Here is a 25,819-nt window from a genome sequence, read left to right as displayed (position 1 = left end):
ACAGTCTGCCGGAAATTCCTTAGTCCATTCAGTGTCATCGGAATTTCAGGATGCCAATCAGTTAGTTGAGAACACTATGACAAAACCCAGTACTTTCCAGGATATTATTCTGACGTTGCAACAATTCTGGGCAGCAAGAGGCTGCGTAATATTGCAACCCCTGGACATGGAAGTCGGTGCCGGAACCTTTCATCCCGCGACCTTTCTTCGGGCGATTGGACCTGAACCCTGGTCTGCAGCCTACGTGCAACCGTCGCGACGGCCTGCGGATGGGCGCTATGGCGAAAATCCAAATCGAGTACAGCATTACTACCAGTTTCAAGTGATTTTAAAACCATCGCCGCTGGATATTCAGGACAAATACCTTGATTCCCTGCGGGCTCTCGGTGTTGATCCTCTGGCGGATGATATCCGCTTTGTCGAGGACAACTGGGAGTCGCCAACGCTTGGGGCCTGGGGCCTCGGTTGGGAAGTCTGGCAAAACGGCATGGAAGTGTCGCAATTTACGTATTTTCAACAGGTGGGAGGACTCCCCTGCAAGCCGGTGACGGGCGAGTTGACTTATGGCCTTGAGCGTTTGGCCATGTACGTTTTAGGGGTCGATAATCTCTTTGATTTGCCCTGGGCGCATACGGCACAGGGGCTCGTCACTTACGGTGATGTGTTTCATCAGAATGAAGTGGAAATGTCGGCGTTCAATTTTGAGCATGCCAACGTGGACGCGTTGTTTCAACAATTTGATTATTATGAACAGGAAGCCGAAAAACTGATTGCTTTGAATTTACCGTTGCCTGCCTATGAAATGGTGATGAAGGCCTCGCACGCCTTTAATCTCCTCGATGCGCGGCGCGCCATTTCGGTGACGGAAAGGCAACGTTACATTTTACGGGTGAGGCAACTTTCCAGAGCAGTAGCCCAGGCTTATTATCAGGCGCGCGAAACCCTGGGTTTCCCCATGCTGAAGGTGTCACATGAAGTTGAATGATTTTTTATTTGAAATAGGGTGTGAAGAATTACCCTTTGCAGCGGTTAAAAATCTGGCCTCTGCGCTGGCGGACAACGTCAAGGCGGCTTTCGATAAGGCGCAGCTGACGTATCAAGCGATCCATCCCTTTGCCAGCCCAAGACGTCTGGCGCTGCTCATTACCCAATTGCCGGAAGAGCAGCCGCAACAACAGTTATCGCGTCGCGGACCTGCCCTCAATGCCGCCTACGACAATCAGGGACAGCCAACCAAAGCCCTGTTGGGCTTCGCTAAATCCTGTGGTGTGGACATCAGTGAGTTGACTGTGCTTAAAACCGACAAGGGCGAATGGTTGGTGCATGACACAGTCGCCAAAGGGGCTAAAACCAAAGACCTGTTGCCTGAATTGATAAACCAGGCTGTTGCCGCACTGCCCATCGCCAAACCCATGCGCTGGGGGGATGGCGAGGTTGAATTTGCACGGCCAGTCCATTGGATAGTCATGCTTTTGGGTGAAGAGGTGATTCCTTGCACCGTATTGGGCGTGCCGGCGGGACAAACGACTTACGGTCACCGTTTTCATCACCCTGAAGCCATTCATTTAACGAAGCCAGACGCCTACGAAGAAACACTGGCTAAGGCTCTGGTTATGGTGGACCCTGAAAAACGGCGCCAGCAGATAAAGGACGACGTCGAGGCGCTGGCGACAAAACACCAGGCTAAAGCCATCATGTCCGATTCACTGCTGGATGAAGTGGCTGCCATTGTCGAATGGCCCAAGCCCTTGTTGGCCAGCTTTGCTCCTGAGTTTTTACAGGTGCCGCCGGAAGCGTTGATTGCATCCATGCAATCGCATCAGAAATGCTTTGCTCTGGCAGACAGTCAGGGGAAATTGTTGCCGCACTTTGTCGCGGTTGCCAACATCAACAGCACCAATCCTTCACAAGTGATCGCCGGCAATGAAAAAGTCATGCGTGCCCGCTTAAGCGATGCGGCATTCTTTTTCGATCAGGATAAAAAGCAGGCCTTGAGTCAGCACAAGGCAGCCACGGAAAAAGTCGTTTTCCAGGCGCGCTTGGGCACCCTGGCTGACAAGGCACAGCGCATTCAGTCGCTGATAAACAACCTCATTACTCCATTGGAATTACGTGAGGCTCAGGCTCATCGAGCGGCCGAACTCAGTAAATGCGATTTAATGACGGGGATGGTCGGTGAATTTCCGGAATTGCAGGGATTAATGGGGTATTATTACGCTTTGCATGATGGCGAAGATCGTGACGTTGCGGTGGCTTTAAACGAACAATACCTGCCGCGTTTTTCGGGGGATGCCTTACCGGCCACACCCCTGGGTCTGGCATTATCGCTTGCTGATCGCCTGGACACGCTGGTGGGCATTTTTGCCATCGGACAGAAGCCGTCTGGCGTCAAAGATCCATTTAAATTACGCCGTCATGCCCTGGCTGTCGTTCGCCTGTTGCTGTCCACGCCTGCACGCATTTCCTTGCAGGCATTAATCAACCAAAGCAAAGCGGCGTATGGGGACGTGATTAACCAGCAGGAAGAAAGCCTCAATGAAATCAAAGGCTTCATTCTTGAGCGTCTGCAATCCTTTTATCAAGCCAAGGGTGTTTCTGGCGATTTGGTGCAGGCGGTGAAAGCACGTCAGGATGACTGGTTGTATGATTTTGATCGCCGTGTGACGGCCCTGGCTGATTTTGTCACCCGGCCCGAAGCGTCCGTGTTGAGTGCCGCCTGTAAGCGAGTTAATAACATTCTGCAACAGGCAGAACCCATGACAGCCGGTACGGCCCTGATGGTGTCCTTATTGGAAGAGGGCGCTGAGCATGCGCTTTACACCCATTTGAATCAGATTGAAGACCACATTAAGCCGCTGTATCAGAAGGGCGATTACAGTGCCATCCTAAATCAGCTCGCTCGCTTGCGGGAACCAGTGGATGCCTTTTTTGATCAGGTTATGGTGATGGTTGACGATGAGCAAATCCGCATGAATCGCCTCCATCTGTTAAAACAACTGCAAACGGTGTTACAAGGCGTTGCCGATATTTCACTGTTGCAATTGCCCGGCAGCAGCAACGGATGAAGAAATGCATCATTTTGGACAGGGATGGCATCATTAACCAGGATTCTCTGCACTACATCAAGTCGGTGAATGAGTTTATTCCTATCCCTGAAAGCCTCAAGGCCATTGCCCGTTTAACACGGGCCGGGTATCAAATTGGTGTGGCCACCAATCAATCGGGTGTGTCGCGCGGCTACTACAGCGAAGCCGAGTTACAGGCTATCCACGCCAAAATGCTGGCGACAGTACGTGAAGCGGGTGGGGACATTCTGGCGATTGAATACTGCATCCATTTGCCTGATTCCGGCTGTGACTGCCGCAAGCCCCAACCGGGTATGCTGCTGAAACTGGCCGATTATTTCCAATGCACGCCCGATAATTTATTGTTTGTCGGTGATCGGGTGTCGGACATTCAGGCCGCGCAGGCGGTGGGTGCGACACCCATCATGGTACTGTCACCCATGACAGACCGGGCTTTGTTAATGCACTACCCGGAGGTTCCTGTTTACCCTTCGCTGGCGGCTTTTGTGGATGAATTCCTTGTCCAATCCCATGCATGACTTCGCCATAGGCTACGCGGAAGAGGCCCTGCGCGTGCAGGCGCAGGCGTTGGCGGCATCATTGCACTTACCCCTTGACAATCAAGCCCCCAATCGGTTGGTGTTCACCGCCGAGCGGCTGGAGTTGCACATTCAGGGGTTTAAACCCCAGTATGCGGATTTCAGCAGCAGGCTCTGGCAGAGACGGCGGGATGCCGGTAAGCAGCAGGGGTTGGTGAAAGCCTGTAAACCCGTTGCGGGTATGCGCCTGCTGGATGTGACCGCAGGATGGGGGCGTGACGCGGCCATATTGGCCAGTTTTGGCGCCGACGTGCACATGCTGGAGCGCAATGTTGTGATGGCTGCTTTGCTGGCAGATGCCTTGGCGCGTCGTGATCTGCGCTCTCAGGAGGTGTTGCATTTGCACATTCAGCATCAGGATGCCCTTCAGTATTTGAATGAATTGACGGAGTCTGAATACCCTGACGTTATTTACATGGATCCCATGCATCCGCCGCGCGACAAATCGGCGCTGGTTAAAAAAGACATGCAGAGTTTGCAGCAACTGATAGGCGAAGATAAAGACGCCCTGGCTTTATTGACTCTGGCAAGACGCAGGGTCAGGCAGCGGGTGGTGGTTAAGTGGCCGCAGCACGCTGAGCCGTTGGTCAAGCCTTCTCGACGCATTGAAGGTAAAACGGTACGGTTTGATATTTATTTGCCCTAGTCTGAGGTTGAGATAAGCGGAGCGTGTGTGTTGTTTCGCGGAGAAATCGCAGTGCAATACTCCCTCCCGTCGGAGAGGGAGGACGTGCAGTCAAACGTAATTGTATTCGGCTAATTCTTCCCGCAGGCGCTTTTCTTCGGCCAATTCTTCAATACGGCGTCGTCTTTCCAATTTGGTAGTGGGACTGCTTTCAATAAGAATGGCATCAGGATTGTCACTGAAATCGTCAACCTCGGTCTCAAAATCATCAAAAGTTTGTGAACTCATTGCATTCTCCATTGCTGAGTGTGATTGTCTAAGGGAGGTAATCCAGAGACTGGATACAGAAGACAACCTAATCCATTTATGACGAGTAAGGCATCAGGAACAAAGTAACAGAATTCCACTGCGAGGAACAGTGGAATTTTTTAGTCAACATCCGTTGGATCAGGGCGCGGGGAGCTGTTGCGTCGTTTGCTGCTGTTGTTGCTGCTGGGCTTCGGCTTTTTCCTGGGCTTCGGCAATTTTAGTTATTCTGTCTTTGAAGTCGCGTGTTGCTTCCGGACCGGATGCGCGTTTAACGTACTGTTCACGGCGTTGATTGTCGGTGACGGCTTTATCCTCCATCAGCTTCAAGCGGTTAGGATACTCAGCGAACAATTCATTCGCTTTTTTCGCTTCGCCATTGACATTGATGGTGATTTTATCCGGCGGAAAACCGGCTTTGAGCGCGCCTTCGTAAGCTTTGCGGGCCAGATCCATCACGTGTTTATTGTCCGGTTCGCCCTTGCTGTTGGTTTGATAGGATTTGTAATTGACATCCATGACAATGGAATCGTGACCGCAGGCTCGTACGGCCGCGGCAATGGTAGTCATGTCGCCAAGGACTTTGTCTTCGGAACCGTAGTAATAATTCAAACCCCACTTGGGTAAAGTCATTGTCAGGACGGTTTCAGATTTGTTGTCTTTGCCTTTTTGTTCTTCAATGTTAATTTGACGGCCGGTATAACTTAAAAAGCCTTTTAAATCTTCCACGCGCACGTTTTTAAACGTTGCCAGGCCCTTATTGGCATCAATACCAACGTGAATGGCGGTGCTTTCCTGGGTTTTGCGGTTTTTTTCTGCCAGGGCATCGATGGCAGCCTTATTTTGCTTGTTGCGGTACAGATCGGCTAAAAAGGAAATACGAAAATACTCATCCTGAGAGGCTTTATAGAGCTTGTCCATATCACCCTTGACCGCTTTTTCAAATTTATCGAGATCCTCGCCCTGGCGCTTTTTAAGGGCGTCAGTCATCCCTTTCTGAACTTCAGGAAGATCGACATCGGTTACACCCAGGCTTGTTTTTAAGTTATTGACAAAGGTAGTGTCTTTAAACAGGGCTTCAAGCTTGTTCAATTCCAGCTGATGCTGCGCTTTAATGGCCTTGGTGGCCTCGCTTTGCAGTTTATGTAATTCAGAACCCACGGCTTCGGGGTTAAAACTGGCAGATTGGGCATTGTTTTTCGCCAGATTCTTGGGGAGATTGTCCGTGACAATGGCATTCAGTGCCTTGGCTTGGCGGTTAAATGCCTTGATGGCGTTGGACAGGTTCTGGTCTGCTTTCAGCGCGTCTTCGAGTTGAGTTTTAACCGCAGTCACTTCGGGGGTTGTGGCATTCAGTTTTTCATCCAGCGTGGAACCGTTGGGTAATTTGAGTTTGCCAAAGTCCGTGACTTTTTGCATTCTGGATTGGGAGAATGCATCAAAAGCGCCAATGCCGGTTAACCCGGCATTGAAGTTGACGCTATCGCTGTACATTTCAAAATAGACTTCTTCGGCGCGCGGTCCAAAATGCTTGATAAGCTCTTTTTCCGCATTCAGGTAATTGCGTAATTTTCCAAAAGGAACAAAGGTCGGCAATGGCATAATCTCTTCCGCGTTTTAATCCATATCAAAATTATATCAGTTAAAGCTTAACTGATGATTAATTTTTTTCATCCCAGGCTGGAATCGCCGCATCGCCAAACAATTCCTTGGCTTTTTCTTTGACTGGATTGGAGTTCATGGCTTTGACAAATTGTTCCAATTGGCTTCGTTTGTCGCTGTCACGGCGGATGACAATCAGGTTGGCGTAGGGAGAATCCTTGCCTTCCAGAAAGAGGGCATCACGCGATGGGCTTAAACCGGCGGGAACTGCAAAATTGGTATTGATCACGGCGGCATCGACATCACTCAGGACGCGAGGCAACTGCGCGGCATCCAGTTCTTTGATTTGCAGGTGTTTGGGATTGGAAGCGATGTCATCGGTGGTCGCCGTGGTGGTGTGTTTCAGCGTAATCAGCTTGGCTTTTTGCAGAAGGATTAACGCACGGGCCTCGTTACTGGGATCATTGGGAATGGCGATAATGGCATTCTCGGGCAGCTTTTTCAGTGACTTGTATTTGGATGAGTAAATGCCCGTGGGGTAAACAAAGGTTTTGCCTATTGCTTCCAGATTATAACCGTGCGCTTTGATGGCAGCCTGCAGGTAAGGTAAATGCTGGTACACGTTGGCATCGAGACTTCCGTCCTGCAGGGCCTCATTGGGCAGGTTGTAGTCATTAAATTCCACAATTTTAATGGTCAGGCCATAATCCTTAAGCGCCTGCTCTTTAGCCACGTCGACCAGATCGGTTTCCGGCCCGGCAATGGTGCCGATGGTTAATGTGTTGGGTGAGGGTTTGTTGCAGGCGACTAAACCCACAGCCAGAATCAGAATACTCAATAAACGCATGGCATGAACTCCCTAAAATGCTTTTTAAACCTATCGATGCGAGAGATGGCGGGCCAGTTTATCACCGCCCATTTGCAACAGTTGCACAATCATAATCAGAATGACGACAGTCGCCAACATAATTCCCACATTAAATCGTTGATAACCATAACGAATGGCCAAATCACCCAAACCGCCGCCGCCGACCGTGCCGGCCATGGCGGAATAATTGACCAGGGCAATGGCAGTCACCGTAATGGCCTGAATTAAGGCAGGCAAGGCTTCGGGAATCAGAATGTGACGAATCATTTGCCAGGTTGTTGCCCCCATGGAAAAACCGGTTTCGATAAGGCCAGCAGGCAGATTCTGATACACGTTTTCAACCAGTCTGGCAAAAAAAGGCGTCGCACCCAGTGTCAGGGGCACGATGGCGGCGTTAATGCCGATGGAGGTGCCTACCAGTAACCGGGTGAACGGAATTAAGGCCACGAGTAAAATAATAAATGGAATGGAACGGCTCATATTAATCAAACCACTGATGCTTTTATGAAGCAGGGGGTGCGGTTTGATTTTGCTGCTGCTGAACAGCAGGGTCCCCAGAGGAAGGCCCAAGGCAAAAGCCAGCAGGGTGCTGATGGTCACCATATAGAGGGTTTCCAGACTGGCTTGCAGTAAATCATAAAATAGTGTCAGTGACATAACCTAGAATCTCCACGGTTAAATTGGCATCATTGCATCGCTGGATAAACTGCTGAAGCAGGCTCTGATTGGCATGCAATTCAACAATCAGAACGCCACAGGTGACGGCATCGAAGCGGTCAATATTGGCCAGCAGAATATTAATGTCGATGTGCAGCTCGCGGCTGGTTTTACTGATGAAAGGCACCGTGGCGCTCTCACCATGGAAAAATAAACGAATAACCGGCTTGTCGCTTTCTACGGCGCTTAAATGGCTGGTTAAGCAGGCGGGCAATGGCGGGCTTAACTGGGCGTAAAGCATTTTTCTCGCCTGGCTTAGGGGATTATTGAAGACTTCATTCAAGGCTGTCATCTCAATAATCTGGCCTCCTTCCATAACCGCGAGGCGATGGCAAATGCGTTTAACCACTTCCATTTCATGAGTGATAAGGACGATGGTGATGCCATAGAGTTTGTTGATTTTTTTTAATAATTCGAGAATGGCGTCGGTGGTTTCCGGATCCAGCGCGGAAGTGGCTTCATCGCATAACAGGATTTTGGGGGAGCAGCTTAAGGCTCTGGCAATGGCCACCCGCTGTTTTTGCCCACCACTTAATTGAGAGGGGTAAGCCTCCTTTTTGTCCTGCAATTCCACTAAAGGCAACAATTCATTAATTTTAATTCGGATTTGATCTTCATCCATGCCTTGAATACGCATGGGCAGGGCAATGTTGTCGTAGACGGTTTTGGACTGCAGAAGATTGAAATGCTGAAAAATCATCGCCATTTTGTGGCGCGCCTGACGTAATTGGGCATTGTTGAGGTTAGTCAGCGTTTGATTATCGATGATGACTTCACCCTGATCGGGCCGCTCCAGTAAATTAATGGTTCGCAACAGGGTCGATTTCCCAGCCCCGCTTCGGCCAATAATGCCAAAAATTTCGCCTTCCTGGATAAAAAGATTAATATCACGGAGCGCGATGGTGTCCGCATAGGATTTATTTAATCCAACTAATTCAATCATTTATATAACCTAACGAAGTAGCGCAGCGGGGGATGCTAAGGGGGTATACTGAAGCCCGCTTTAGCCGTGTTTACAAAAATTGAAGTACTACTTTAACTTTTGAGCGCCCGCAAGCTGAGTTATTCAAATCGGCGCGATTGGCGATGATACCATGAGTTGGGGGAGGAGGCAAAATATTGCGGACATTTCGCTTTATTTGTGGGGCCTGATGCAGTATAAGGTGCAGGTATTTTTTGGTGACAGGAAACCAAACAAGTTTATACATTAATGTAATTTATCTCATTATTATTTACTTTATAGTAAAGTGATGCTAATTTTGTAATATGTACAAAGGTAGAGAGTCATTTTGAAAGAGTTGATAAAAGAGAATCATTTAAATCCTAATGAAAGCTTATCAAAAAATCTCTCGGCATTAATGAAGAATAGTGGTGTTTCTGAAAGTGATTTAGCCCGAGCATTGCAAATTCCCTATAACACTATTCATAGGTTAGTTAGTGGATATACTACTGACCCAAGACTTTCGACTTTAAAGTTAATTGCTGCTTATTTTAATGTCAGTCTAGATACCTTGTTAACCCACAAATTATCAAAATCCAATAATAACCAAAAAGCCGTTCCAATAATTACATGGGAGCAGGTTACAGACAATATTCTTTTAAATTCAATTAATAGTCAGAATTGGACTCATTGGTTACCAATCCCCTTGGTTTCTTTAGATAATATTAGCTTTAATGCGTTTGCACTTGAAAGTCGTCCATCTATGCAACCGAGATTTCCTATTGGAACATTTTTCATAATTGATCCTGTATGTAATCCAATGGATGGAGATTTAGTTCTGGTTAAGATTAAAACAAACGATGCTGTTTCTCTTCGTGAACTAATGATTGACCCTCCAACAACAAAATTATTACCTCTTATGCAAAATTCAGAAGCACTCAATTTTATTGAGATTGAACACGAAATCATTGGTGTAGTTGTTCTTTCTATGCACCATCTTAGAAGAAGTTAATATGTTGTATTTGATTAAATTTTTTAATTTTTTTATAAATTTTATAAAATTATATTTTCCAGAAAAAAATTATCTTTACAGAGTTGAAGAGATAAATGAATGTACTAATCAAGTTGTAATATCCTGTCATGGAAAAGGGGTGACAATAATTACTACCATAGAAGATATTGGGCAAGATAAATATATCATATGCTCTCTACCACCTCATCAAGCATGCTGGCTTGGCTATTATTTTGGGAAAAATTGGAATGTAAGAAAAGAATTCGGGAATAAACTATATACTGATGAATCTGAAATTTATTGTGATAAAAACTCAGACTATAGGATAATTTATCAAGACCGATATGGAGAAATTACTTATCAGAATTCATATACTGGTTTAGTATCAAAAATGGATCCTATTGAGTTGGCAAAAAGCAAAAAAATCACGCTATTTAATGCTTCGCAAGCATTTTATATCGGATTCCTTGCTGCTTTAAAAAATGGAAAAGACATAAGGAAAAAGCCCCAGCTAAGAACTTCCAACAAACCTATTTTAAAACTCATTAAGAATAAGTAGTTCAAATGTTAAATCAATTAATTCAAATAAAAAATACTGATGCTTATAGCATTAATTCGTATAAATATATTACTTTTCTTTCAATGACTTATTTGGCGTGTGAGTTAGCCTCCCTTGTCTTATCTTTCAAAATTATTCAATTGAAATTTTTTTTTGGTGCTGCGGCTTCATTGATCTTCCCCATTACTTATACATGGAATGATATTATTACCGAGGTGTATGGATTCAGAACAGCCAAAAAAATTATTTGGTTTGTATTCTTATGTGATTATCTTTTTGTTTTATTGGTCTTTTTTGCTATTCAGGCACCTTCACCGATCCCAAATCAAGAAGAATCATACAATATTGTATTGGGTTCACTATGGCGTTCTCTATCCAGTGAAATGGTTGGTGTATTAGCAGGTGCCTTTATAAATTCCATAATTATTTCAAAATGGAAAATTATTACACATGGGAAAATTTTTTGGCTTAGAAGCATTTGCTCATCAGCAATTGGCGAATTAATTATGTTATTTATTTCTGTCCCATTAGCCTTATATGGGACATTAAATTGTAAGGAAATAATTACTCTTATTCTATATGCCTATTCCTATAAAATTATATTCGCAATTGTTATCTCAGGGCCTGCAAATTACCTTGCAAATCAATTAAAAGTAAGGGAAGGAATTGAAATTTATGATTATAGCGTTAGTTATAATCCTTTCCGGACAAATTGATTCTTTAAGTCTGTCCATATTTCTTACTTGTTTTTGAGTTTGGGGGCGATCTAGTAATATTTTTAATAAATATTATTTACATTAAAGTAAAAACAATTTAGGATTCACTTACTTTTTTGTAAGTGGCGTGTTTATGATTATTCTATTTGTTCAGAACCTAATAAACTAGAAAATTAGGCTTCTATATATCAAATAAAGTATTTTTAATTTTTCATCGCTATCCAAATGACTTAATCTGTAAAATAGGAAGATATATGAAGGGGATCAATTTAGAGCGGCATCATGCATTGCAAAGTGCACATAATGTACAGGAGATTTGTAGTCCAGCCCTTAAATTGTTAGGCGTATCGTATTTTAATTACATTAAAGTTTACAATGACGACTGCTCACGTGAATTGCTGGCGAGTCATGCTCCCTGGATTAAGCATTTTTATGAAAATGCCTTATTTCAATCCTCCAGTATTGTGGATATAGAACATCTTTTACCCAAGGGGTTTTATTTGTGGACGGAGTTGGACAAGAAAGATCCTGCTTATTTCCAGGGTAGGGATTTTAATATTGATAACGGCATCAGTTTTGTGTCTAAAACCGCCAAGGCAACGTACATTTATATTTTTGCTTCCACCCCTGCTCAATATGGGATGAATAATTTTTATATCGCCAACATAGACTTATTGCAACGATTCATCCATTACTTTAACGATAAGGCAAAACCACTTATCGATGAAGCGTCTAAAAATAGAATAGTACTCCCTGAACAGCAATCCATCAGTCCCAATAAAATAAATTACCTCAGTCTCTCCGATAAAGCACGAGCACAATTTCTTGAAGAAACCAAAGTGGATCGGTACTTTCTATTCAATGAATCTCAGGATCTTTATCTAACCCGAAAACAAGGTTTATGTGCCTCATTGTTAGTTAAAGGTTACACCTCCAAGCAAATCGCTAAAGAGGTCAATATTTCTCATCGAACGGTAGAAGGGTATTTTCTTAAGATGAAAAATAAACTCGAAGAGTCACTCAAAAGAACATTATCAAAAAATCAGATTATTCAAATATTGCAGCAGGCTGAAATTTGTTAATGACAGTCGTTATGATGGGCAGGGTCCACGGCTCTCGCCCAGTAACTAGCTAGGGCAGAGTCATTTTTGACCATGGAAAGCGCGTTTGTTACGAGACAATATAAAAAACTGAAGAAAAGTACCCGCAGCAATCCTGCAGGAACCAGGATTTCATAGCGCTGAAGATCAATTGGGAAGCAAGTATAACCCTGCAGAAACAAGGAAAATTTGCTTCAATTAATAAAAACGAGCGCTACGCTGAAATTATCAAAAATAAATTCATCCTCTTTAAACACCGTATTGCGACGGAGGCAGAAATCCTTCTAAAGGAAGCAGGCAAACTAAGCCCACTTGGTGGATTTTGTTACCGGGCTCTTTAAATCCAACCCATACAGTGATACAACTTGATCATAATGGTTTCTAACTTGCCAAGTGGTGTATCCATCGAGGCATGCGTTTATGGTTAAGCTTAATGAAAAAAGGAACATTTTTTACGCCCTGTCCTGCGCTTAAGCGAGGCGAGCGTCTTGATAAAAGGAAACACGAAGGCATGCGTCATACCTGCTTCATTTCGCCAGCGGACAGGCGTTATGAATTCATGGGTACCCTCGATGCAGAGGAGGCGCGGCAGCTACACCAGCAAACTGGTTTGGAAAAAACGGGAAAGGTGGAGTTGGGGCGCGGCTCATTTGGACGGGTTCGGTTAGTCCGTGATGAAGACGGCAGGTACCTTGTCATTAAAAAAATGAAAAAGGGCTATGGCGGTGCTCAGTCCAAATTCAATGTCATGGAAATTGCCGAGCTTGAGAATCATTTGATTGAGCACCTGAAGGGCATTGATGGGGTAATCTTTCCCTTGGAGACTTTTCTTGTGAATGATAAAACGGGGAATGAGGTGATTGTCAGCATCATGCCGCTTGCCGATTTGGGCGATGCTGAAGATCTCACGGAACGCCTCTATAAACGAGGACGCGCGGGTTGTCCTTTACCCCACTCTCTGCAGAGTGCACTACTACGCTGCGATTATCAGGCCAATCCCATCAGAGCGTCAAAGACCCCTGTCGTCGGAGTTAATACCGCATCGCCCGACTTTAACATCGTCACGGAATATGAACTGCCTGAGAATCTGATCAAATTATTCAGTGAGCCGCATACAGCCACGTTTTTTAATCCCCATGCCGAAGATCCCTGGATAGAGAGGGGATGTCAGGCAGAAATCAGCTTGACCTCTCATCAAAACCTGCGTTTGAAAACGAGTAATCTGCTGCTCATTTACATTGCCAGGGAATTGACCCGAACCTTATCGACCCTGCACGCACGCGATATTTATCACCGCGATGTACAGCTTAAAAATGTGTTGTTAACCCGCGAGGCAGCGGTGTTGTTAACCGATTTTGGGTGTGCGGTTCATTATGGGTCACAGGATTTTTATAAAAGTTCGGTATTATCGAAACCGCTTGCACCCGAATTATTCCAAAAGGACACCGATCTCGGCGATGTCAATGCCAGCCGCTCCATCGACGCATGGCGCCTGGGGATGCTGTTATCTGCTTTCCTGGAGGGTTCGCAAACACTGGATTATGTGCTGAGGTCCGCCTACCCGGGCAATGTCATTTACTGGGGGGGGGAACTGCATTTTCCAAATGAGTTATCCTCCTTTATGGAGGTGCTTCATCAGCGCATCAAACAGGAACTGCAAAACCTCTTCGTTAATAACAATGTCCCCTTGCTGATGCGTAAAATCATTGCGGGCTTGTTAAATCCCTACCCTGAAAACAGGCTGGGAATAGCGGAAGTCATTCAGTTGTTAAATAAACTGCCCACGATTGAAAAAACCATGGTCAGGGATTTGTTAAACGAATTAAACGGAAGCGAAAGGCCTGTCCCTGCCGAAATGGACACCCAGCCTGCCTTTAACGAAAGTGTCCATTGTCAGGGGCATCATTCCTCTTTCAATGTTTGACAGTACTGCGACTTTTTGGCAGTCTAGGACCCTTCAAGTGATAGGGAGAATGACTGAATGAAAACCGCAACAGGATTAGCAGCCGCCTTATTGGCTTTATCCGCCGAGGCTTCCGATTTGTCTTCCTTTGCGGAGGTGGCTGACGCGGTGAAGCAGGGGAAGGCCTTGAGTTTTGTCACAGCATTAAATGCCTGCGAATCGGATATTCCTTCCGCCGATGTCACTACCGCGATCACGCCGAATGCCGTCATGCTCGTAAATGGTAGCAAAGTGACCGCCTCGGATCGGCATTTTACTTTAAATGATCCTTCTCTGCCGGGCGAAGCCGTGTTTGGCTACAGTAAATTTGAACTCCATGCCAGCGGCACTGCCACGGTCAAAATCACGCTGATGCGTGCTGTCGATTACAGCAAAGTCCGAGAATTTCAAATGCGCTGTGAGCTGGGCAAGGGATTTAAAGTGTTTGTAAAATAAGTCGGCAGTTGGGAAACGGAATGCTGACTCGTTGACGAGAAGGGATGGACGTCAGGGTTTATGTCAGTTGAGTTTATGAACAGGAAGCATCCCCACCCCTGGAGTGGAGATGCTGGCAATCCATTCTAATGGTTTGGTGCAATCTGTACAGCATGATCTTCTGCTGTACGTTTAACAAACTCTCTAAAGAAAGTCCGCGCACTCTTACCGGAGCGATTTGTCAAATCTGCCCAAGGGGTAACATGACCGTTTTGCTGTGGAGCTGCTTCCATTTTCCTATCGCTCTTGATTCGTTCTCTGGCTTCAATCAACTTTTCTTTTGCGCTGAGCAACTGATGCTTAGCGAGTGGATCGCCTGACTGAATGAGTTTATCGAGAGTGTTAATTTCTTTATCAAGCGCGGCTTTTTTCTTGCGACGTTCTGCACTCAACTCGTTATGGATGGAGGCATAATGAGGAATGGTGATGTCATCACGACTGTCATGCCGGCTATTTTTTCGCGTTCTCACGACGATATAGTCTCTATAGGCTTCAGGAATGCTATTAAATGCACTACCGGCATTCATTTCCCATTTAACTAAAGAAACGCCTAATTTTATGAACGGTTTAAGCAACCATCCAGCTATTATTCCACCTGTGGTGTTTGTATGACCATTTTCTGGGTTACCTAGTTCATTCCGCTTTAAACGGAGTTGCCCTACGACAAAATTGGTAATGGAAGAGAACGAACGGCTATTGAACACATTGATGGGTTGCCCCAGTTGATGAAAATGTTTGGCGACCAAAGAGGCTATTCCCGCACCCAATGAATGACCCTTCAGGGTAATGTTTTGTGGTGAAACACCTTGATCCAACAGCCGTTGGACCTGGGCAATGCCATCAGTGACCAAATCGCTTTTTGACTTGGGTTTGCCTTGGCTTTGCCTGACACCGCGAAGATTAAAGCCCACGACATTCGCTTGAAGTGCCTTCGCATCTTTCTGCATCTCAGGAATGATGTCTTCATAACACATTGCATTCCCTACCAGATTGATAATATACCTCTGGTATTTGGGCGCTTTGTTTTGTTGCGTACCGTGTTTTATTTCAAATGTATCCAACTTGGCGTTATCGTGAGTAATGACTGTGTGCTTCTCACAGGTCAATTGATTCTCTACATCATTATAAGTACTCACAGTCCCATCACTTACTGCTACAGAACTAAATTCCCTTTTTTGCGCCGGCAGTACTTGCTCGCCAGCCCATTCACCCAGCAAATGATTCATTCCTAATTTGAGTGTGTCCCACCAAATAATAGGGGGAAAAAGAAGGCGGGCAGCAATAAACTTAGCCCATGTCCAACCACTGTACCGAGGTTTTGGAGCATTATAAGTGGCCATAAGGAAATTCCAGGTTGAATGTAAGTGCTCAGATTGTAAAGAAAAGACATTAAGGGAGTCTTAAATGCACATTACTATTTCATTCCATTTCGCTCGATACGTCTTCACAGGTGAACTGACAAACAATTAGAGCGCATTCCGGTAGCGAATTGTACCCTCAGTGTCGCTGTCCTTTACCTCGTCGGCGGGAGTCATTTGCATCAGGGCCTCTTTAGCCCGCTCAAACAACTTAATTCGCTCAATGATTTCGCGGCAGATACCGGCAGAGCCGCCAAGGCAGGCCTCGCCCTGCAGTTGAAAAAGGGTCTTTAAGCTGTTTTTAAGCCCGTAGTGCTGCAATTGCTGGGGTACGCCTGGAAATTGATCTATGGCCTGTTGCTCTTCAGCGGATAAGGTTTGGTAATGGGTTTTAAACTGCTGAAAAGCCATTCCCCGCCCTAAATCATGGATACTGATGCCGTTGTCCTGTAAATCCTCTAACTCTTCTTCGGTGTATTTCTGTTTGATTTCCTTGATGAAGAGGGGATCCTCAATGACCTGGGCGCTGTGATTTACCAGGAATGCCATGTGGTGAATGGTTTCCGCGCTGATTAATGATGCTGACCGTTGGCTCTCATGAACAAAGCGCTCAATAAACCTGGCGATAACCGCGCTTCGCTGAATGAGTTCACTCATTTCACTGACCGAAAAGGCAGACCGGGGTATATTGTAAAAATTAACCAGTTGGTTATGCTCTTTCACATAGGCGTCAATTTCAGCGAGACTGAAAGCGAATCGTTGACCCAGTGGATTGGCATTTGAAATAAAAAGTTCCCTGGGTGGAATGTCGCTGACCCAATCGGCTTCCGTGGTTTCCTCGTTGGCCACAACCACGGCCTCTCCCTTGTATTGAAGTTCAGGCATTTAAAGACCCCTGATGTGAGCGTATTCAATGATGTTATCATGCTGGTGAAAAATTAACCATAATGGCCCTGGCTGATTAACTCAGCTCAGGCCGGTTTTTAAAATAGCTTAAGGCTTCAGGATTGGCCAATGACTGCAGGTTATTAATGGTTTGACCATGCACCACTTGCCTGACCGCCACTTCGACAATTTTACCGCTCATGGTTCTCGGTATGTCAGGGACTTGAAGAATCACCGCCGGCACGTGGCGGGGAGAGGCATGGTGGCGAATGGTTTGTTTGATTTTAGCCTGCAGTGCCTCATCCAGCGTCAGACCCTCCCTTAATTTGACGAAGAGGACGACGCGCACATCATCTTCCCAAGTCTGGCCAATGACAATGCTGTCGACGACTTCGGGGATGCGTTCGACCTGACGGTAAATTTCTGCGGTACCAATGCGAACACCGCCGGGATTTAATACGGCATCGGAGCGTCCATAAATGATCAACCCGTGGTGCGAGGTTATTTCAGCGAAGTCCCCATGCGCCCAGACATTGTCAAAGCGATCAAAATAGGCATGCCGATAGGCTTTTTTGTCCGCATCGTTCCAAAAATAAATCGGCATGGAGGGGAATGGCCTGGTGCATACCAATTCACCGCGCTCGCCGGTGACGGTTTTCCCGTTTTCGTTGAATACTTCAACCGCCATGCCTAAGCCAATGCATTGCAATTCACCGCGATGAACGGGTAACAGCGGATTGCCCAGAGCAAAGCAGGAGACAATGTCAGTGCCGCCGGAAATGGAGCAAAGTTGTACGTCTGCTTTGATGTACTCATACACAAAATCATAATTTTTCGGCAACAGGGGAGAGCCGGTAGACAGAATCATTTGCAGGGAGGGAAATTGCAAGTGTTGATTGGGCCTGGCATCTGCTTTTTCCACCGCGGATAAAAACTTGGCGCTGGTACCAAAGGCGGTGATCTTTTCCTGCGAAATCAATTCAAACAGGCGGTAGGGGCTGGGGTAGGAAGGCGCTCCTTCATACAAAGTCAGGGTAGCGCCAAGCGCCAGTACTGACACCATCCAGTTCCACATCATCCAGCCGCAGGTGGTGTAAAAACACAGGTTGCTGTTTTCATCGAGATTGCAATGCAGGGCCAATTCTTTCATGTGTTGCAACAACGTTCCGCCTGCGCCATGGACGATGCATTTGGGTTTGCCGGTTGTTCCTGATGAAAAAAGAATATACAAGGGGTGGGCAAAAGGCAGGGAAACAAAGTCACAACGGGCGCTTTCCACTAAAAAATCATCCCAGTTGACAATCGGAACCGGTGTTTCAACGACAGGCTGGCTGCCGATAACAGGGCAGAGGATAACCTGTTTTAGCGAAGGGATTGCATCGCAGACAGCCTTGATTTTATCGGAAGCGTCATGCTGTTTGCCCATGTACTGATGGCCGTCGCTGATGAATAACACCCGCGGTTCCACCTGACCCAGGCGATCGATGGCTGCCTGGGCGCCAAAATCAGGAGAGCAGGACGACCAGATGGCGCCTAAGGAGGCCGTAGCCAGCATGGCAATAATCGTCATGGGCACATTGGGCATGATGGCAGCGACCCGATCCCCGGTTTTGATGCCGGCTTGTTTTAAGCCGGCGGCACAGCGGGCGACGGCATCATAAAGCTGCCGATAACGGATGACTTGCCGTTCCCCCTGTTCATTCAGGCTGACTAACGCAGGATGATCGTCGCGGCGTTGCAGCAGTTTTTCTGCAAAATTAAAGGTTGCGCCCTCAAACCAGCGGGCATCGAGGAATTGCTCGTAGTCATTCACTGTTTGGGTGGCCGGCGTATCAAACGCAAGCCCCAAAAAATCACACAGCGTTGGCCAGAACAGGGCCGGTTCAGTGATGGACCAGTGGTGAAGCGCCTGGTAATCGCTAAAGGGCTGTTGATGCTTTTTTTCGGCAAAGCGCATGAAATGCCACAGGCGGCTTGATTCAGGGTGTTTAGGCTGCCAGACGATGCTGCTCATGTTCGATTTCCTTTCGTAAAGTCCTCAAGGCCAGAAGTAACATGGTACGATACTCCGGGCCTCTCAACCAAATTATTGGCTGCGTGGTTGTTGCTGGGTAATGCAATGGATTCCACCGCCGCCGGCAAAGACATCGAGTGCGTCAATCTGGCTGATACGATGGTTGGGGAAAAGTTCGCTAAAAAGTCGAAAGGCTGCCTTATCCTGCTTTTCATGGCCAAACGCCGGCATGACAATGCCGCCATTCGCTAAATAAAAATTGATGTAGGACAAGGTCAGGCGCTCACCGTTCATCCAGGTGGCCGGGGGTTGCTCCACAGTGTAGACGTCAAGGCGGCGTCCTTGTGCGTCAACCGCTGTTTTTAGCGTTTCCAGATTGTCATGCAGGATGTGATAATTTTCATCATTGCGGTCGTGAGTAATCAGACACAGTACTTTTCCGGGCGCAATAAAACAGGCGATCTCATCCACATGACCATCGGTCTCATCGCCCACAAGGCCTTTGTTGAGCCAAATGGCTTTTTGGGTACCGAGGTATTCATGGAGGTACGATTCGATGTCCTGTTCAGTCAGATGCGGATTGCGGTTGGTGTTGAGCAGGCACTCACGGGTGGTCAGCACCGTCCCTTCGCCATCGACATGAAAAGAGCCGCCTTCCATGACGAAGGGGGCTTTAAATGAACGGGCCGTTGTTGCGTTGATGATGGCGCCGGCAATGCGGTTATCCAGGGTATACTCGTCGTAATTGCCGCCCCAGGCATTGTGAATCCAGTCCACACCGGCCAATTGCTTATTGCCATCCAGCAGGAAAGTCGGTCCGGTATCCCGGGTCCAGGAGTCATTGATGGGTAAAGACATCAATCTTATTTTTTTATCGCAAAGGACCTTTGCCCCGGCTTCATCACCGGGGTTGACAATCATCGTCAGGGGTTCAAAGGCGGCAATGGCATTGGCGACTCTGGCATAGGCGTGACGGGCGCGTTCAAGGCCTATCGTTTCCCAGGTTTGAAGGTGGCAGGGCCAGGCCATCCAGCAACCGGCATGAGGATACCATTCAGGCGGCATCATGAAACCATCATGTTTTGGAGTCGACATAATTATCCTTTGTTTTTATTGCCATCGAGATACGTTTGCTGGGTAAAAATACTGCGTAATTCATTCAAATACAATTGAATGGTCTCATCCGGCAGATCGGTATTCAGTAATTGCTTTTCATAAGACAGCAGCAGTTTTTTAGTGTCAAAATGCGCGTAATTGAGCACGTTGGTCACGGTGTCGCCGCTGACTAAATCTTTGATTTCAAATTGACCATTGCCGTTTAGTTTAACGTCCAGTGAATTGGTATCACCGAAAAGATTATGAAGATTTCCTAAAATTTCCTGATAGGCACCCACCAGGAAAAAGGCAATGGCGTAGGGATTATTGGGATCATAAGGCGGAAGCATCAGGGTAGTATAAATCCAGTCGCGCCCGGTGTATTGCTTTAAGGTGCCGTCAGAGTCACAGGTTAAATCCTGCAGAATGCTGTGCATGCTCGGTTCTTCGTTAAGATGCGAGATCGGTGTCACCGGGAAGATTTGTCCTATAGCCCAGGCATCTGGCATCGATTGGAAGAAAGACAGGTTGCAGAAAATTTTTGCCGCCAACCGTTCATTAATCATTTCCAGCAATTCGCTGTCGGCCGGGGTATTTTCATCGAGCGGCTGTTGTTGAATTTCAAGGCAGATGGCAGTGAACAGTTCTTCGACTTTTGCTTTTTCTTCAAGCGTCATGACCCCGTGTTTGAACATGGAGTGCGCCTCATCGAGCGAATGAGAAGCGTAGTTAAACACTTCGCTTGGCGTGCTGTCGGCAATGGAGAGGTAAGTATTCCAGATGTCGTGGATGACGTGAGAGTCATCGGGAGCAATGCGCGGCAGCGTCGGTTTTGGTTTAATCTGTTCCACATCGGTGATGTTGGTGACCAGCGTGGCATGGTGTGCGGTTAGCGCACGGCCTGATTCGGAAATGATGTGGGGTTCCGGCATGCCGCTTTCTTCGCAGAGATGACGCATGGCTAAAAGGATATTGGTCGCGTATTCCTTAAGACTGTAGTTCATCGAGCAGCCGGTGCTGGAGCGCGTGCCTTCGTAATCCACACTCAGGCCGCCGCCGACGTCGACGGTTTCAATGAAGGCGCCCATTCGCCGTAACTCGACATAATAACGCGCCACCTCCAGCATGCACTGGCGGATATCGAGGATGTTGGCAATCTGTGAGCCCAGATGGCAGTGCATTAATTGCAGGCAATCGAGGTAACCGCGGTCTTTTAATTGATTGACAATGGTTAAGACCTGTTCCGCATTCAAACCGAACTTGGACTTCGCACCGCCGGTGTTTTCCCATTTACCGGCGCCTTTGGTCACCAGGCGGATGCGGATGCCGATCCTTGGGCGAATGCCCATTTTGGCGGATTCCTTCAGAATGGTTTCCAGTTCGGATTGCTTTTCAATCACGATAAAAACCTGATGGCCCATCTGCTGGGCAATTAAGGCGGTACGGATGTAGCAGGCGTCTTTGTAGCCGTTGCAGATGATCGTGGACGGCGTTTCGCCTAACAGGCCGATGACCGCCACCAGTTCGGGTTTGCTGCCGGCCTCAAGTCCGACCTGATGCTCGGGGGCTTTAAGCAGTTCCTTAACCACAGAACATTCCTGATTGACCTTGATGGGATAGACCAGCGTGTAGCGTCCCTGGTAATCAATTTCTTCAATGGCCTGTGTGAATGCTTCATAAATTTTTGCCACGCGATCGTGGAGAATGTCTGTAAAGCGAATCAGCAGCGGCAACTGCAGCCCGGCTCGGTTCGCCGCATTCACAATCGCTTTCAGTTCAACGCCGGTTTCATCCGGGTGTTTACTGATTTCGATGTTACCCTGCTGATTGACTGTGAAATAACCTTCACCCCAATGTGAAATATTATAAAAATTGCTGTCCGTTGAGGTTTGGTGTGTCATCAGGTTAATTCTCCTTTGAAAAAGCCGCGGGGCTTAGCCAGCGCATGGTAAGTGTTCGGTTCACGTTGATTGGGAAAAGGAAACAGACGGCCCCACAAGTCGCGCTGACTGAAATCGAGTTGGGCAACCAGGACGGCCGGCTCATTGCGAGGGGCTTGAACCAGGATCTCGCCCAGCGGATTACTGATGAAACTGCTGCCATAAAATGCCAATTCGTTTTCACAGCCGATGCGGTTCACAGCCACCATAAAGGTATTGGCCATGATTCCCTGAGCCACCATAACTTTTTGCCACATGGGCTGGCTGTCAAATCCAGGGGCTGTGGGTTCGCCGCCGATGGCGGTAGGGTAAACCAAGACCTCTGCACCTTTTAAGCCGTAAATTCTCGATAATTCTGGAAACCATTGATCGTAGCAGGTGGGCAAACCGAAACGATGCCCGGCAATGGCATGAATGGGATAGTCGGAATCACCCGGCTTAAAATAATAATCTTCATGGTATTTTTCACCGCTGGGAATGTGTTGTTTGCGGGTGACGGCAATAAGCTTGCCCTGCTCATTGAAGGCCACCGCGGTATTGTACCCGGCTTGTTCAAACAGTGAGGCGGTAATGCAAACCCCCGCTGTTTTGGCCATCTCGCTGACAAACTGCGCCGTGGGGCCTGTGTGAATGTCTTCCATGTATGGCTTGCCATCCACGTCGTTGCGGGTACAGAAATAAGGCGACAGGGTTAATTCCTGCAGGCAAACCAGTTCGGCGCCTTTTTTGGCTGCCGTGATGATGCCCGAAGCAAGGCGGTCGCGGTGTTCGTCTGGATTTTCATACCATTTTTCCTGCACCAAACCAATTGTCAATGTGTTACTCGTCATCATGTCTCACCGATAGATAGTTCAAAGAGGGGCGGCGTGGGGCGTGAAGCGGGCGCCGGTCGTTTTTGTTGTGTCGTGTTTTATCGTCCAAGCGAGGTATATTAGAATAAAAAAAAAGTTTATTGAATAACCAGTCGGCGTTTTTTGCCTTCAGGTCGTTCACTTTGGCGATAAGCCTGATGAGAGGCGCTGTTTTGTCGCAGGTGTCTTTTTAACAGGGATTGGCTAAAAGAGCATTGGCAACCTTGGACTGATTTTTTCTTGACATGGCTTTGCAAATCATGTCGCCGGCATGGACGATTTTGTAAATGTCGACTCCGGTTTCAATGCCTAATCCGTGCATCAGGTAAAGCACATCTTCGGTGGCCACATTGCCGCTGGCGCCGCGGGCATAAGGGCAGCCGCCGAGGCCGGCGACGGAACTGTCAAAACAGGTAATGCCGCATTGCAGGGAGGTATGGATGTTGGCAATGGCCTGACCGTAGGTATCATGGAAATGCATGGCGATTTGCTTCGCCGGCAGGTGCTTTAGAATCGCCTCAAGCAGCAGAGTGGTTTGTCTGGGGGTTGCTACACCAATGGTGTCACCCAGACTGATTTCATAAATACCCATCTGTGCCAATTCGCGGGCGACGTCCAGCACCTTTTCAGGGGCAATGGCCCCTTCGTAGGGGCAACCCACAACACAGGACACATACCCGCGGATTTTGATTTGATGGGCCTGGGCTAAGGGGATTATCTCGGCAATGCGTGCGAGGCTTTCTGCGATGGAGCAATTGATGTTCCGGCGATTGAATTCTTCGCTGGCTGCGGTAAAGACAGCAATTTCTGTCACTCCCGCCTCGATCGCACGCTGCAGCCCCCGGGTATTGGGAACCAGCGCGGAAAATTGCACGCCGGCGGGTTTATCGATGCCGGCATAGACTTCAAGGTTGTCAGAGAGTTGTGGAATGGCTTTGGGCGAGACAAAACTGGTGGCTTCAATCCGTTTTAAGCCGCTTTGACTGAGTTGGTTAATCAATTCAATTTTTTTTCGTGTCGACACAAAGGTAATTTCATTCTGCAGTCCATCGCGTGGACCTACCTCAACGAGGGTCACTTGGTTTGGGTAGTTCATGCTGATTCCGGTTTTGTAGACATGATGAACTCGGTTCATTTCATTTTGAGTGAAGCGAACCGACCTGTAAATGCCTGATTAATCCTGTAGTGCCAGTAACTGTGCGCCTTCCTGAACCTGGGAACCGACTTCATAATACAATTCCGCCAGGGTGCCGTTTTTCGGTGCATGAATGGTGTGCTCCATTTTCATGGCTTCAAGCACAATCAGGCGCTCGCCTTCTTTTACCTTATCACCCTTGTTTTTAAGAATGGCGACTACCGTGGCGGGCATGGGGGCAGTCAGTTGCCCCTTGGGACCCGCCTGCTGGCCTAAATCGTCCCAATGGTAGGGACTAACAATCACCGGACCGCCGTTGATGTAGCAATACAACTTACCCTGGTAGTGATTAATCCAGGCCGATTGCTGGTGTCTGCCGTCGTCCAATGTTAACCAATCACCATCAAGACCTGCGGTTAACGTCAGGGGCGGCTCGTTTTCCAGAGTCACCTGAAACTGCCTTTCATTTACGGCTTCGATTTTAAGGCAATAGGCCTGCTCGCCTGTCACGTAACGGCAGTACCAGTGGCTGCGTAAATTGGACTGCCAGGCAACACTTTGACGCAGTAAGGGATCCTGATGACCATGCAATTGCAGATAGTCATAGGCGGCAGCCATGAGTAAAGCCTGTTTTTTATCCGGTGCGGTCAGATGAATGGCTTGCTGTTGCAGGAAATCCGTGCTTAGGTTGGCAGCAATGAACGCGTCATTGGCAACAATGGCCTGCAGAAAGGGAATGTTGGTCTTAACGCCACCAATGGCATAATGGCTTAATGCCCGCTGCATGTGTTGAATGGCTTCATCCCGCGTGTTTCCCCAGGTAATTAATTTGGCAATCATGGGGTCGTAATACATGGTAATGCTGGACCCGCAGGTCACACCACTGTCGATACGGATGTTGTTCCCGTCAGGCTCTTTTAGAAAATGAATTTCGCCGATGGAGGGAATAAAACCCTGATGCGGATCTTCCGCATAGATGCGGCATTCCAGCGCATGACCCGAGTGGCGAATGGCGTCCTGAGCTGCTGGAAGGGGGGCGTTGGCGGCAATTTTAATCTGCCATTCCACCAGATCAAAACCGGTGATTTTTTCGGTGACCGGATGTTCCACCTGCAGGCGGGTATTCATTTCCATAAAATAAAAATCGCTGTCGCCATCCACCAGGAATTCAACCGTGCCTGCGCCACGATAATCAATGGAGCGCGCCACCTCACAGGCCGCTGTCGCCAGTCGTTGACGCAAGTCATCATTTAAACGGGGGGCCGGGGCTTCTTCAATGATTTTTTGATGACGCCTTTGAATGGAGCAATCGCGCTCAAAAAGATGGACGACTCCCCCATGATTGTCGGCCATCACCTGCACTTCCACGTGACGCGGGTTTAACACCAGTTTTTCGATGATCATCGTGTCGTCGGCAAAACTGGCCATGGCTTCACGGCGGGCGCCGGCCAGCGCCTGCAGAAAATCAGTGTCCTGATGCACGGCACGCATGCCTTTGCCGCCGCCCCCGCTTGCGGCTTTAAGCAATACCGGAAAGCCAATGCGTCGGGCTTCGTTCAGCAGGTGCGCATCGTTTTGCTCGCTGCCGTGATAGCCCGGCGTCAGGGGCACGGAGGTTTTTTCCAGTAACTGCTTGGCCAGCTGTTTGGATGCCATGGCTTCCATGGCCGAAACACTCGGGCCAATGAACACAATACCGGCCTGTTCGCAGGCACGGGCAAATTGCGGATTTTCTGATAGAAAACCGTAACCGGGATGAATGGCTTCAGCACCCGATGCTTTGGCGGCTTCGATAATGGCATCGATATTTAAATAACTGCTTTTGGCGCTGGCCTCACCCACGCAATAGGCTTTATCCGCGAGACGCACAAACGGGCTGTTTTGATCGGCAAGCGAATAAACGGCAATGGTTTCAATGCCCATTTTTTTAGCGGTTCGAATCACCCGACAGGCAATTTCGCCGCGGTTAGCGATAAGAATTCTGTTAAACATGAA

Annotated in this window: 23 protein-coding genes; 10 read left to right on the top strand and 13 right to left on the bottom strand. The window is 47.6% G+C overall.

Annotation, left to right across the window (positions count from 1 at the left end; genetic code table 11):
- The first annotated feature begins 76 nt into the window (after window positions 1-76).
- The 4 genes from glyQ to DYE45_RS10990 are packed head-to-tail and all read left to right on the top strand — an operon-like array spanning window position 77 to window position 4,310.
- Window positions 77-985, top strand: a complete 909-nt coding sequence (glyQ, locus tag DYE45_RS11005) for a glycine--tRNA ligase subunit alpha (RefSeq protein ID WP_108290571.1) — start codon at window positions 77-79, stop codon at window positions 983-985.
- Window positions 972-3,065 (top strand): glycine--tRNA ligase subunit beta, encoded by a 2,094-nt coding sequence (glyS, locus tag DYE45_RS11000; RefSeq protein ID WP_108290569.1) that lies wholly within the window; start codon window positions 972-974, stop codon window positions 3,063-3,065. Before glyQ ends, glyS begins: the two co-directional genes overlap by 14 nt.
- On the top strand, window positions 3,062-3,604 hold the full coding sequence (gene gmhB, locus DYE45_RS10995) for a D-glycero-beta-D-manno-heptose 1,7-bisphosphate 7-phosphatase (protein WP_108290567.1): 543 nt from the start codon (window positions 3,062-3,064) through the stop codon (window positions 3,602-3,604). The genes glyS and gmhB overlap by 4 nt, the downstream gene beginning before the upstream one ends.
- The gene (locus DYE45_RS10990) at window positions 3,597-4,310 is read left to right on the top strand and encodes a class I SAM-dependent methyltransferase (RefSeq protein ID WP_108290565.1); all 714 of its coding nucleotides are present in this window, start codon (window positions 3,597-3,599) and stop codon (window positions 4,308-4,310) included. Before gmhB ends, DYE45_RS10990 begins: the two co-directional genes overlap by 8 nt.
- A 90-nt stretch (window positions 4,311-4,400) precedes the next feature.
- On the opposite strand, the gene DYE45_RS14785 is transcribed toward DYE45_RS10990, so the two are convergent.
- The 5 genes from DYE45_RS14785 to DYE45_RS10970 all read right to left on the bottom strand — a co-directional run bounded on the left by DYE45_RS14785 (window position 4,401) and on the right by DYE45_RS10970 (window position 8,725).
- Window positions 4,401-4,577 (bottom strand): PA3496 family putative envelope integrity protein, encoded by a 177-nt coding sequence (locus DYE45_RS14785; RefSeq protein WP_165481662.1) that lies wholly within the window; start codon window positions 4,575-4,577, stop codon window positions 4,401-4,403.
- Between the two features lie 159 nt (window positions 4,578-4,736).
- Window positions 4,737-6,197 (bottom strand): hypothetical protein, encoded by a 1,461-nt coding sequence (locus tag DYE45_RS10985; RefSeq protein WP_108290563.1) that lies wholly within the window; start codon window positions 6,195-6,197, stop codon window positions 4,737-4,739.
- Window positions 6,198-6,255: 58 nt separating this feature from the next.
- Window positions 6,256-7,044: a MetQ/NlpA family ABC transporter substrate-binding protein gene (locus DYE45_RS10980; RefSeq protein ID WP_108290561.1), complete on the bottom strand. Its 789-nt coding sequence runs from the start codon at window positions 7,042-7,044 to the stop codon at window positions 6,256-6,258.
- 30 nt (window positions 7,045-7,074) lie between these two features.
- Window positions 7,075-7,722, bottom strand: a complete 648-nt coding sequence (locus tag DYE45_RS10975; protein WP_058531100.1) for a methionine ABC transporter permease — start codon at window positions 7,720-7,722, stop codon at window positions 7,075-7,077.
- On the bottom strand, window positions 7,700-8,725 hold the full coding sequence (locus DYE45_RS10970) for a methionine ABC transporter ATP-binding protein (protein ID WP_108290559.1): 1,026 nt from the start codon (window positions 8,723-8,725) through the stop codon (window positions 7,700-7,702). The genes DYE45_RS10975 and DYE45_RS10970 overlap by 23 nt, the downstream gene beginning before the upstream one ends.
- A gap of 346 nt (window positions 8,726-9,071) precedes the next feature.
- Between DYE45_RS10970 and DYE45_RS10965 the strand changes: the two genes are divergently transcribed.
- From DYE45_RS10965 to DYE45_RS10940, 6 genes are all read left to right on the top strand, one after another.
- Complete coding sequence (locus tag DYE45_RS10965; RefSeq protein ID WP_242602619.1) at window positions 9,072-9,734, top strand: helix-turn-helix domain-containing protein; 663 nt, start codon at window positions 9,072-9,074, stop codon at window positions 9,732-9,734.
- A 1-nt stretch (window position 9,735) separates the two neighbouring features.
- Window positions 9,736-10,293, top strand: coding sequence for a phosphoheptose isomerase (locus DYE45_RS10960; RefSeq protein WP_115300907.1), 558 nt, complete (start codon window positions 9,736-9,738; stop codon window positions 10,291-10,293).
- Window positions 10,294-10,298: 5 nt separating this feature from the next.
- Window positions 10,299-11,009 carry a queuosine precursor transporter gene (locus tag DYE45_RS10955; protein WP_115300906.1) on the top strand — a complete coding sequence of 237 codons (711 nt, stop codon included), beginning with the start codon at window positions 10,299-10,301 and terminating at the stop codon, window positions 11,007-11,009.
- A 254-nt stretch (window positions 11,010-11,263) separates the two neighbouring features.
- The gene (locus DYE45_RS10950) at window positions 11,264-12,091 is read left to right on the top strand and encodes a LuxR C-terminal-related transcriptional regulator (protein ID WP_108290545.1); all 828 of its coding nucleotides are present in this window, start codon (window positions 11,264-11,266) and stop codon (window positions 12,089-12,091) included.
- A gap of 451 nt (window positions 12,092-12,542) precedes the next feature.
- Entirely contained in the window at window positions 12,543-14,033 is a 1,491-nt protein-coding gene (locus DYE45_RS10945; protein WP_160160730.1) for a protein kinase domain-containing protein, read from the top strand.
- A gap of 57 nt (window positions 14,034-14,090) precedes the next feature.
- On the top strand, window positions 14,091-14,507 hold the full coding sequence (locus DYE45_RS10940; protein ID WP_108290541.1) for a VirK family protein: 417 nt from the start codon (window positions 14,091-14,093) through the stop codon (window positions 14,505-14,507).
- Window positions 14,508-14,632: 125 nt separating this feature from the next.
- Here the strand turns inward: DYE45_RS10940 and DYE45_RS10935 are convergent, their stop codons facing one another.
- From DYE45_RS10935 to DYE45_RS10900, 8 genes are all read right to left on the bottom strand, one after another.
- Entirely contained in the window at window positions 14,633-15,886 is a 1,254-nt protein-coding gene (locus tag DYE45_RS10935) for an alpha/beta fold hydrolase (protein ID WP_108290539.1), read from the bottom strand.
- Window positions 15,887-16,012: 126 nt separating this feature from the next.
- A complete protein-coding gene (locus tag DYE45_RS10930; RefSeq protein WP_108290537.1) occupies window positions 16,013-16,789 on the bottom strand; it encodes a hypothetical protein in 777 nt (258 codons plus the stop codon).
- A gap of 76 nt (window positions 16,790-16,865) precedes the next feature.
- Window positions 16,866-18,803, bottom strand: a complete 1,938-nt coding sequence (locus tag DYE45_RS10925; protein ID WP_115300904.1) for an acetoacetate--CoA ligase — start codon at window positions 18,801-18,803, stop codon at window positions 16,866-16,868.
- Between the two features lie 72 nt (window positions 18,804-18,875).
- Complete coding sequence (locus DYE45_RS10920) at window positions 18,876-19,898, bottom strand: agmatine deiminase family protein (RefSeq protein ID WP_115300903.1); 1,023 nt, start codon at window positions 19,896-19,898, stop codon at window positions 18,876-18,878.
- A 2-nt stretch (window positions 19,899-19,900) separates the two neighbouring features.
- Entirely contained in the window at window positions 19,901-21,799 is a 1,899-nt protein-coding gene (gene speA / locus DYE45_RS10915) for a biosynthetic arginine decarboxylase (protein WP_108290531.1), read from the bottom strand.
- The gene (locus DYE45_RS10910) at window positions 21,799-22,668 is read right to left on the bottom strand and encodes a carbon-nitrogen hydrolase (RefSeq protein ID WP_108290529.1); all 870 of its coding nucleotides are present in this window, start codon (window positions 22,666-22,668) and stop codon (window positions 21,799-21,801) included. The genes speA and DYE45_RS10910 overlap by 1 nt, the downstream gene beginning before the upstream one ends.
- Window positions 22,669-22,879: 211 nt before the next feature.
- Entirely contained in the window at window positions 22,880-23,785 is a 906-nt protein-coding gene (locus DYE45_RS10905; RefSeq protein ID WP_108290755.1) for a hydroxymethylglutaryl-CoA lyase, read from the bottom strand.
- Between the two features lie 78 nt (window positions 23,786-23,863).
- Complete coding sequence (locus tag DYE45_RS10900; protein WP_115300902.1) at window positions 23,864-25,816, bottom strand: acetyl-CoA carboxylase biotin carboxylase subunit; 1,953 nt, start codon at window positions 25,814-25,816, stop codon at window positions 23,864-23,866.
- Window positions 25,817-25,819: the final 3 nt, after the last annotated feature.

The organism is Legionella taurinensis (genome assembly GCF_900452865.1).
Classification (GTDB): domain Bacteria; phylum Pseudomonadota; class Gammaproteobacteria; order Legionellales; family Legionellaceae; genus Legionella_C; species Legionella_C taurinensis.
Note: the sequence above shows the minus strand (reverse complement) of the source record. Positions and strands in the feature narration are given on the sequence as shown.

Bases quoted from the DNA above. Each gene is read 5' to 3' on its own strand.
- glyQ (WP_108290571.1), top strand. From the start codon at position 77: ATGACAAAACCCAGTACTTTCCAGGATATTATTCTGACGTTGCAACAA.
- glyS (WP_108290569.1), top strand. From the start codon at position 972: ATGAAGTTGAATGATTTTTTATTTGAAATAGGGTGTGAAGAATTACCC.
- gmhB (WP_108290567.1), top strand. From the start codon at position 3,062: ATGAAGAAATGCATCATTTTGGACAGGGATGGCATCATTAACCAGGAT.
- DYE45_RS10990 (WP_108290565.1), top strand. From the start codon at position 3,597: ATGCATGACTTCGCCATAGGCTACGCGGAAGAGGCCCTGCGCGTGCAG.
- DYE45_RS14785 (WP_165481662.1), bottom strand. From the start codon at position 4,577: ATGAGTTCACAAACTTTTGATGATTTTGAGACCGAGGTTGACGATTTC.
- DYE45_RS10985 (WP_108290563.1), bottom strand. From the start codon at position 6,197: ATGCCATTGCCGACCTTTGTTCCTTTTGGAAAATTACGCAATTACCTG.
- DYE45_RS10980 (WP_108290561.1), bottom strand. From the start codon at position 7,044: ATGCGTTTATTGAGTATTCTGATTCTGGCTGTGGGTTTAGTCGCCTGC.
- DYE45_RS10975 (WP_058531100.1), bottom strand. From the start codon at position 7,722: ATGTCACTGACACTATTTTATGATTTACTGCAAGCCAGTCTGGAAACC.
- DYE45_RS10970 (WP_108290559.1), bottom strand. From the start codon at position 8,725: ATGATTGAATTAGTTGGATTAAATAAATCCTATGCGGACACCATCGCG.
- DYE45_RS10960 (WP_115300907.1), top strand. From the start codon at position 9,736: ATGTTGTATTTGATTAAATTTTTTAATTTTTTTATAAATTTTATAAAA.
- DYE45_RS10955 (WP_115300906.1), top strand. From the start codon at position 10,299: ATGTTAAATCAATTAATTCAAATAAAAAATACTGATGCTTATAGCATT.
- DYE45_RS10950 (WP_108290545.1), top strand. From the start codon at position 11,264: ATGAAGGGGATCAATTTAGAGCGGCATCATGCATTGCAAAGTGCACAT.
- DYE45_RS10945 (WP_160160730.1), top strand. From the start codon at position 12,543: ATGAAAAAAGGAACATTTTTTACGCCCTGTCCTGCGCTTAAGCGAGGC.
- DYE45_RS10940 (WP_108290541.1), top strand. From the start codon at position 14,091: ATGAAAACCGCAACAGGATTAGCAGCCGCCTTATTGGCTTTATCCGCC.
- DYE45_RS10935 (WP_108290539.1), bottom strand. From the start codon at position 15,886: ATGGCCACTTATAATGCTCCAAAACCTCGGTACAGTGGTTGGACATGG.
- DYE45_RS10930 (WP_108290537.1), bottom strand. From the start codon at position 16,789: ATGCCTGAACTTCAATACAAGGGAGAGGCCGTGGTTGTGGCCAACGAG.
- DYE45_RS10925 (WP_115300904.1), bottom strand. From the start codon at position 18,803: ATGAGCAGCATCGTCTGGCAGCCTAAACACCCTGAATCAAGCCGCCTG.
- DYE45_RS10920 (WP_115300903.1), bottom strand. From the start codon at position 19,898: ATGTCGACTCCAAAACATGATGGTTTCATGATGCCGCCTGAATGGTAT.
- speA (WP_108290531.1), bottom strand. From the start codon at position 21,799: ATGACACACCAAACCTCAACGGACAGCAATTTTTATAATATTTCACAT.
- DYE45_RS10910 (WP_108290529.1), bottom strand. From the start codon at position 22,668: ATGACGAGTAACACATTGACAATTGGTTTGGTGCAGGAAAAATGGTAT.
- DYE45_RS10905 (WP_108290755.1), bottom strand. From the start codon at position 23,785: ATGAACTACCCAAACCAAGTGACCCTCGTTGAGGTAGGTCCACGCGAT.
- DYE45_RS10900 (WP_115300902.1), bottom strand. From the start codon at position 25,816: ATGTTTAACAGAATTCTTATCGCTAACCGCGGCGAAATTGCCTGTCGG.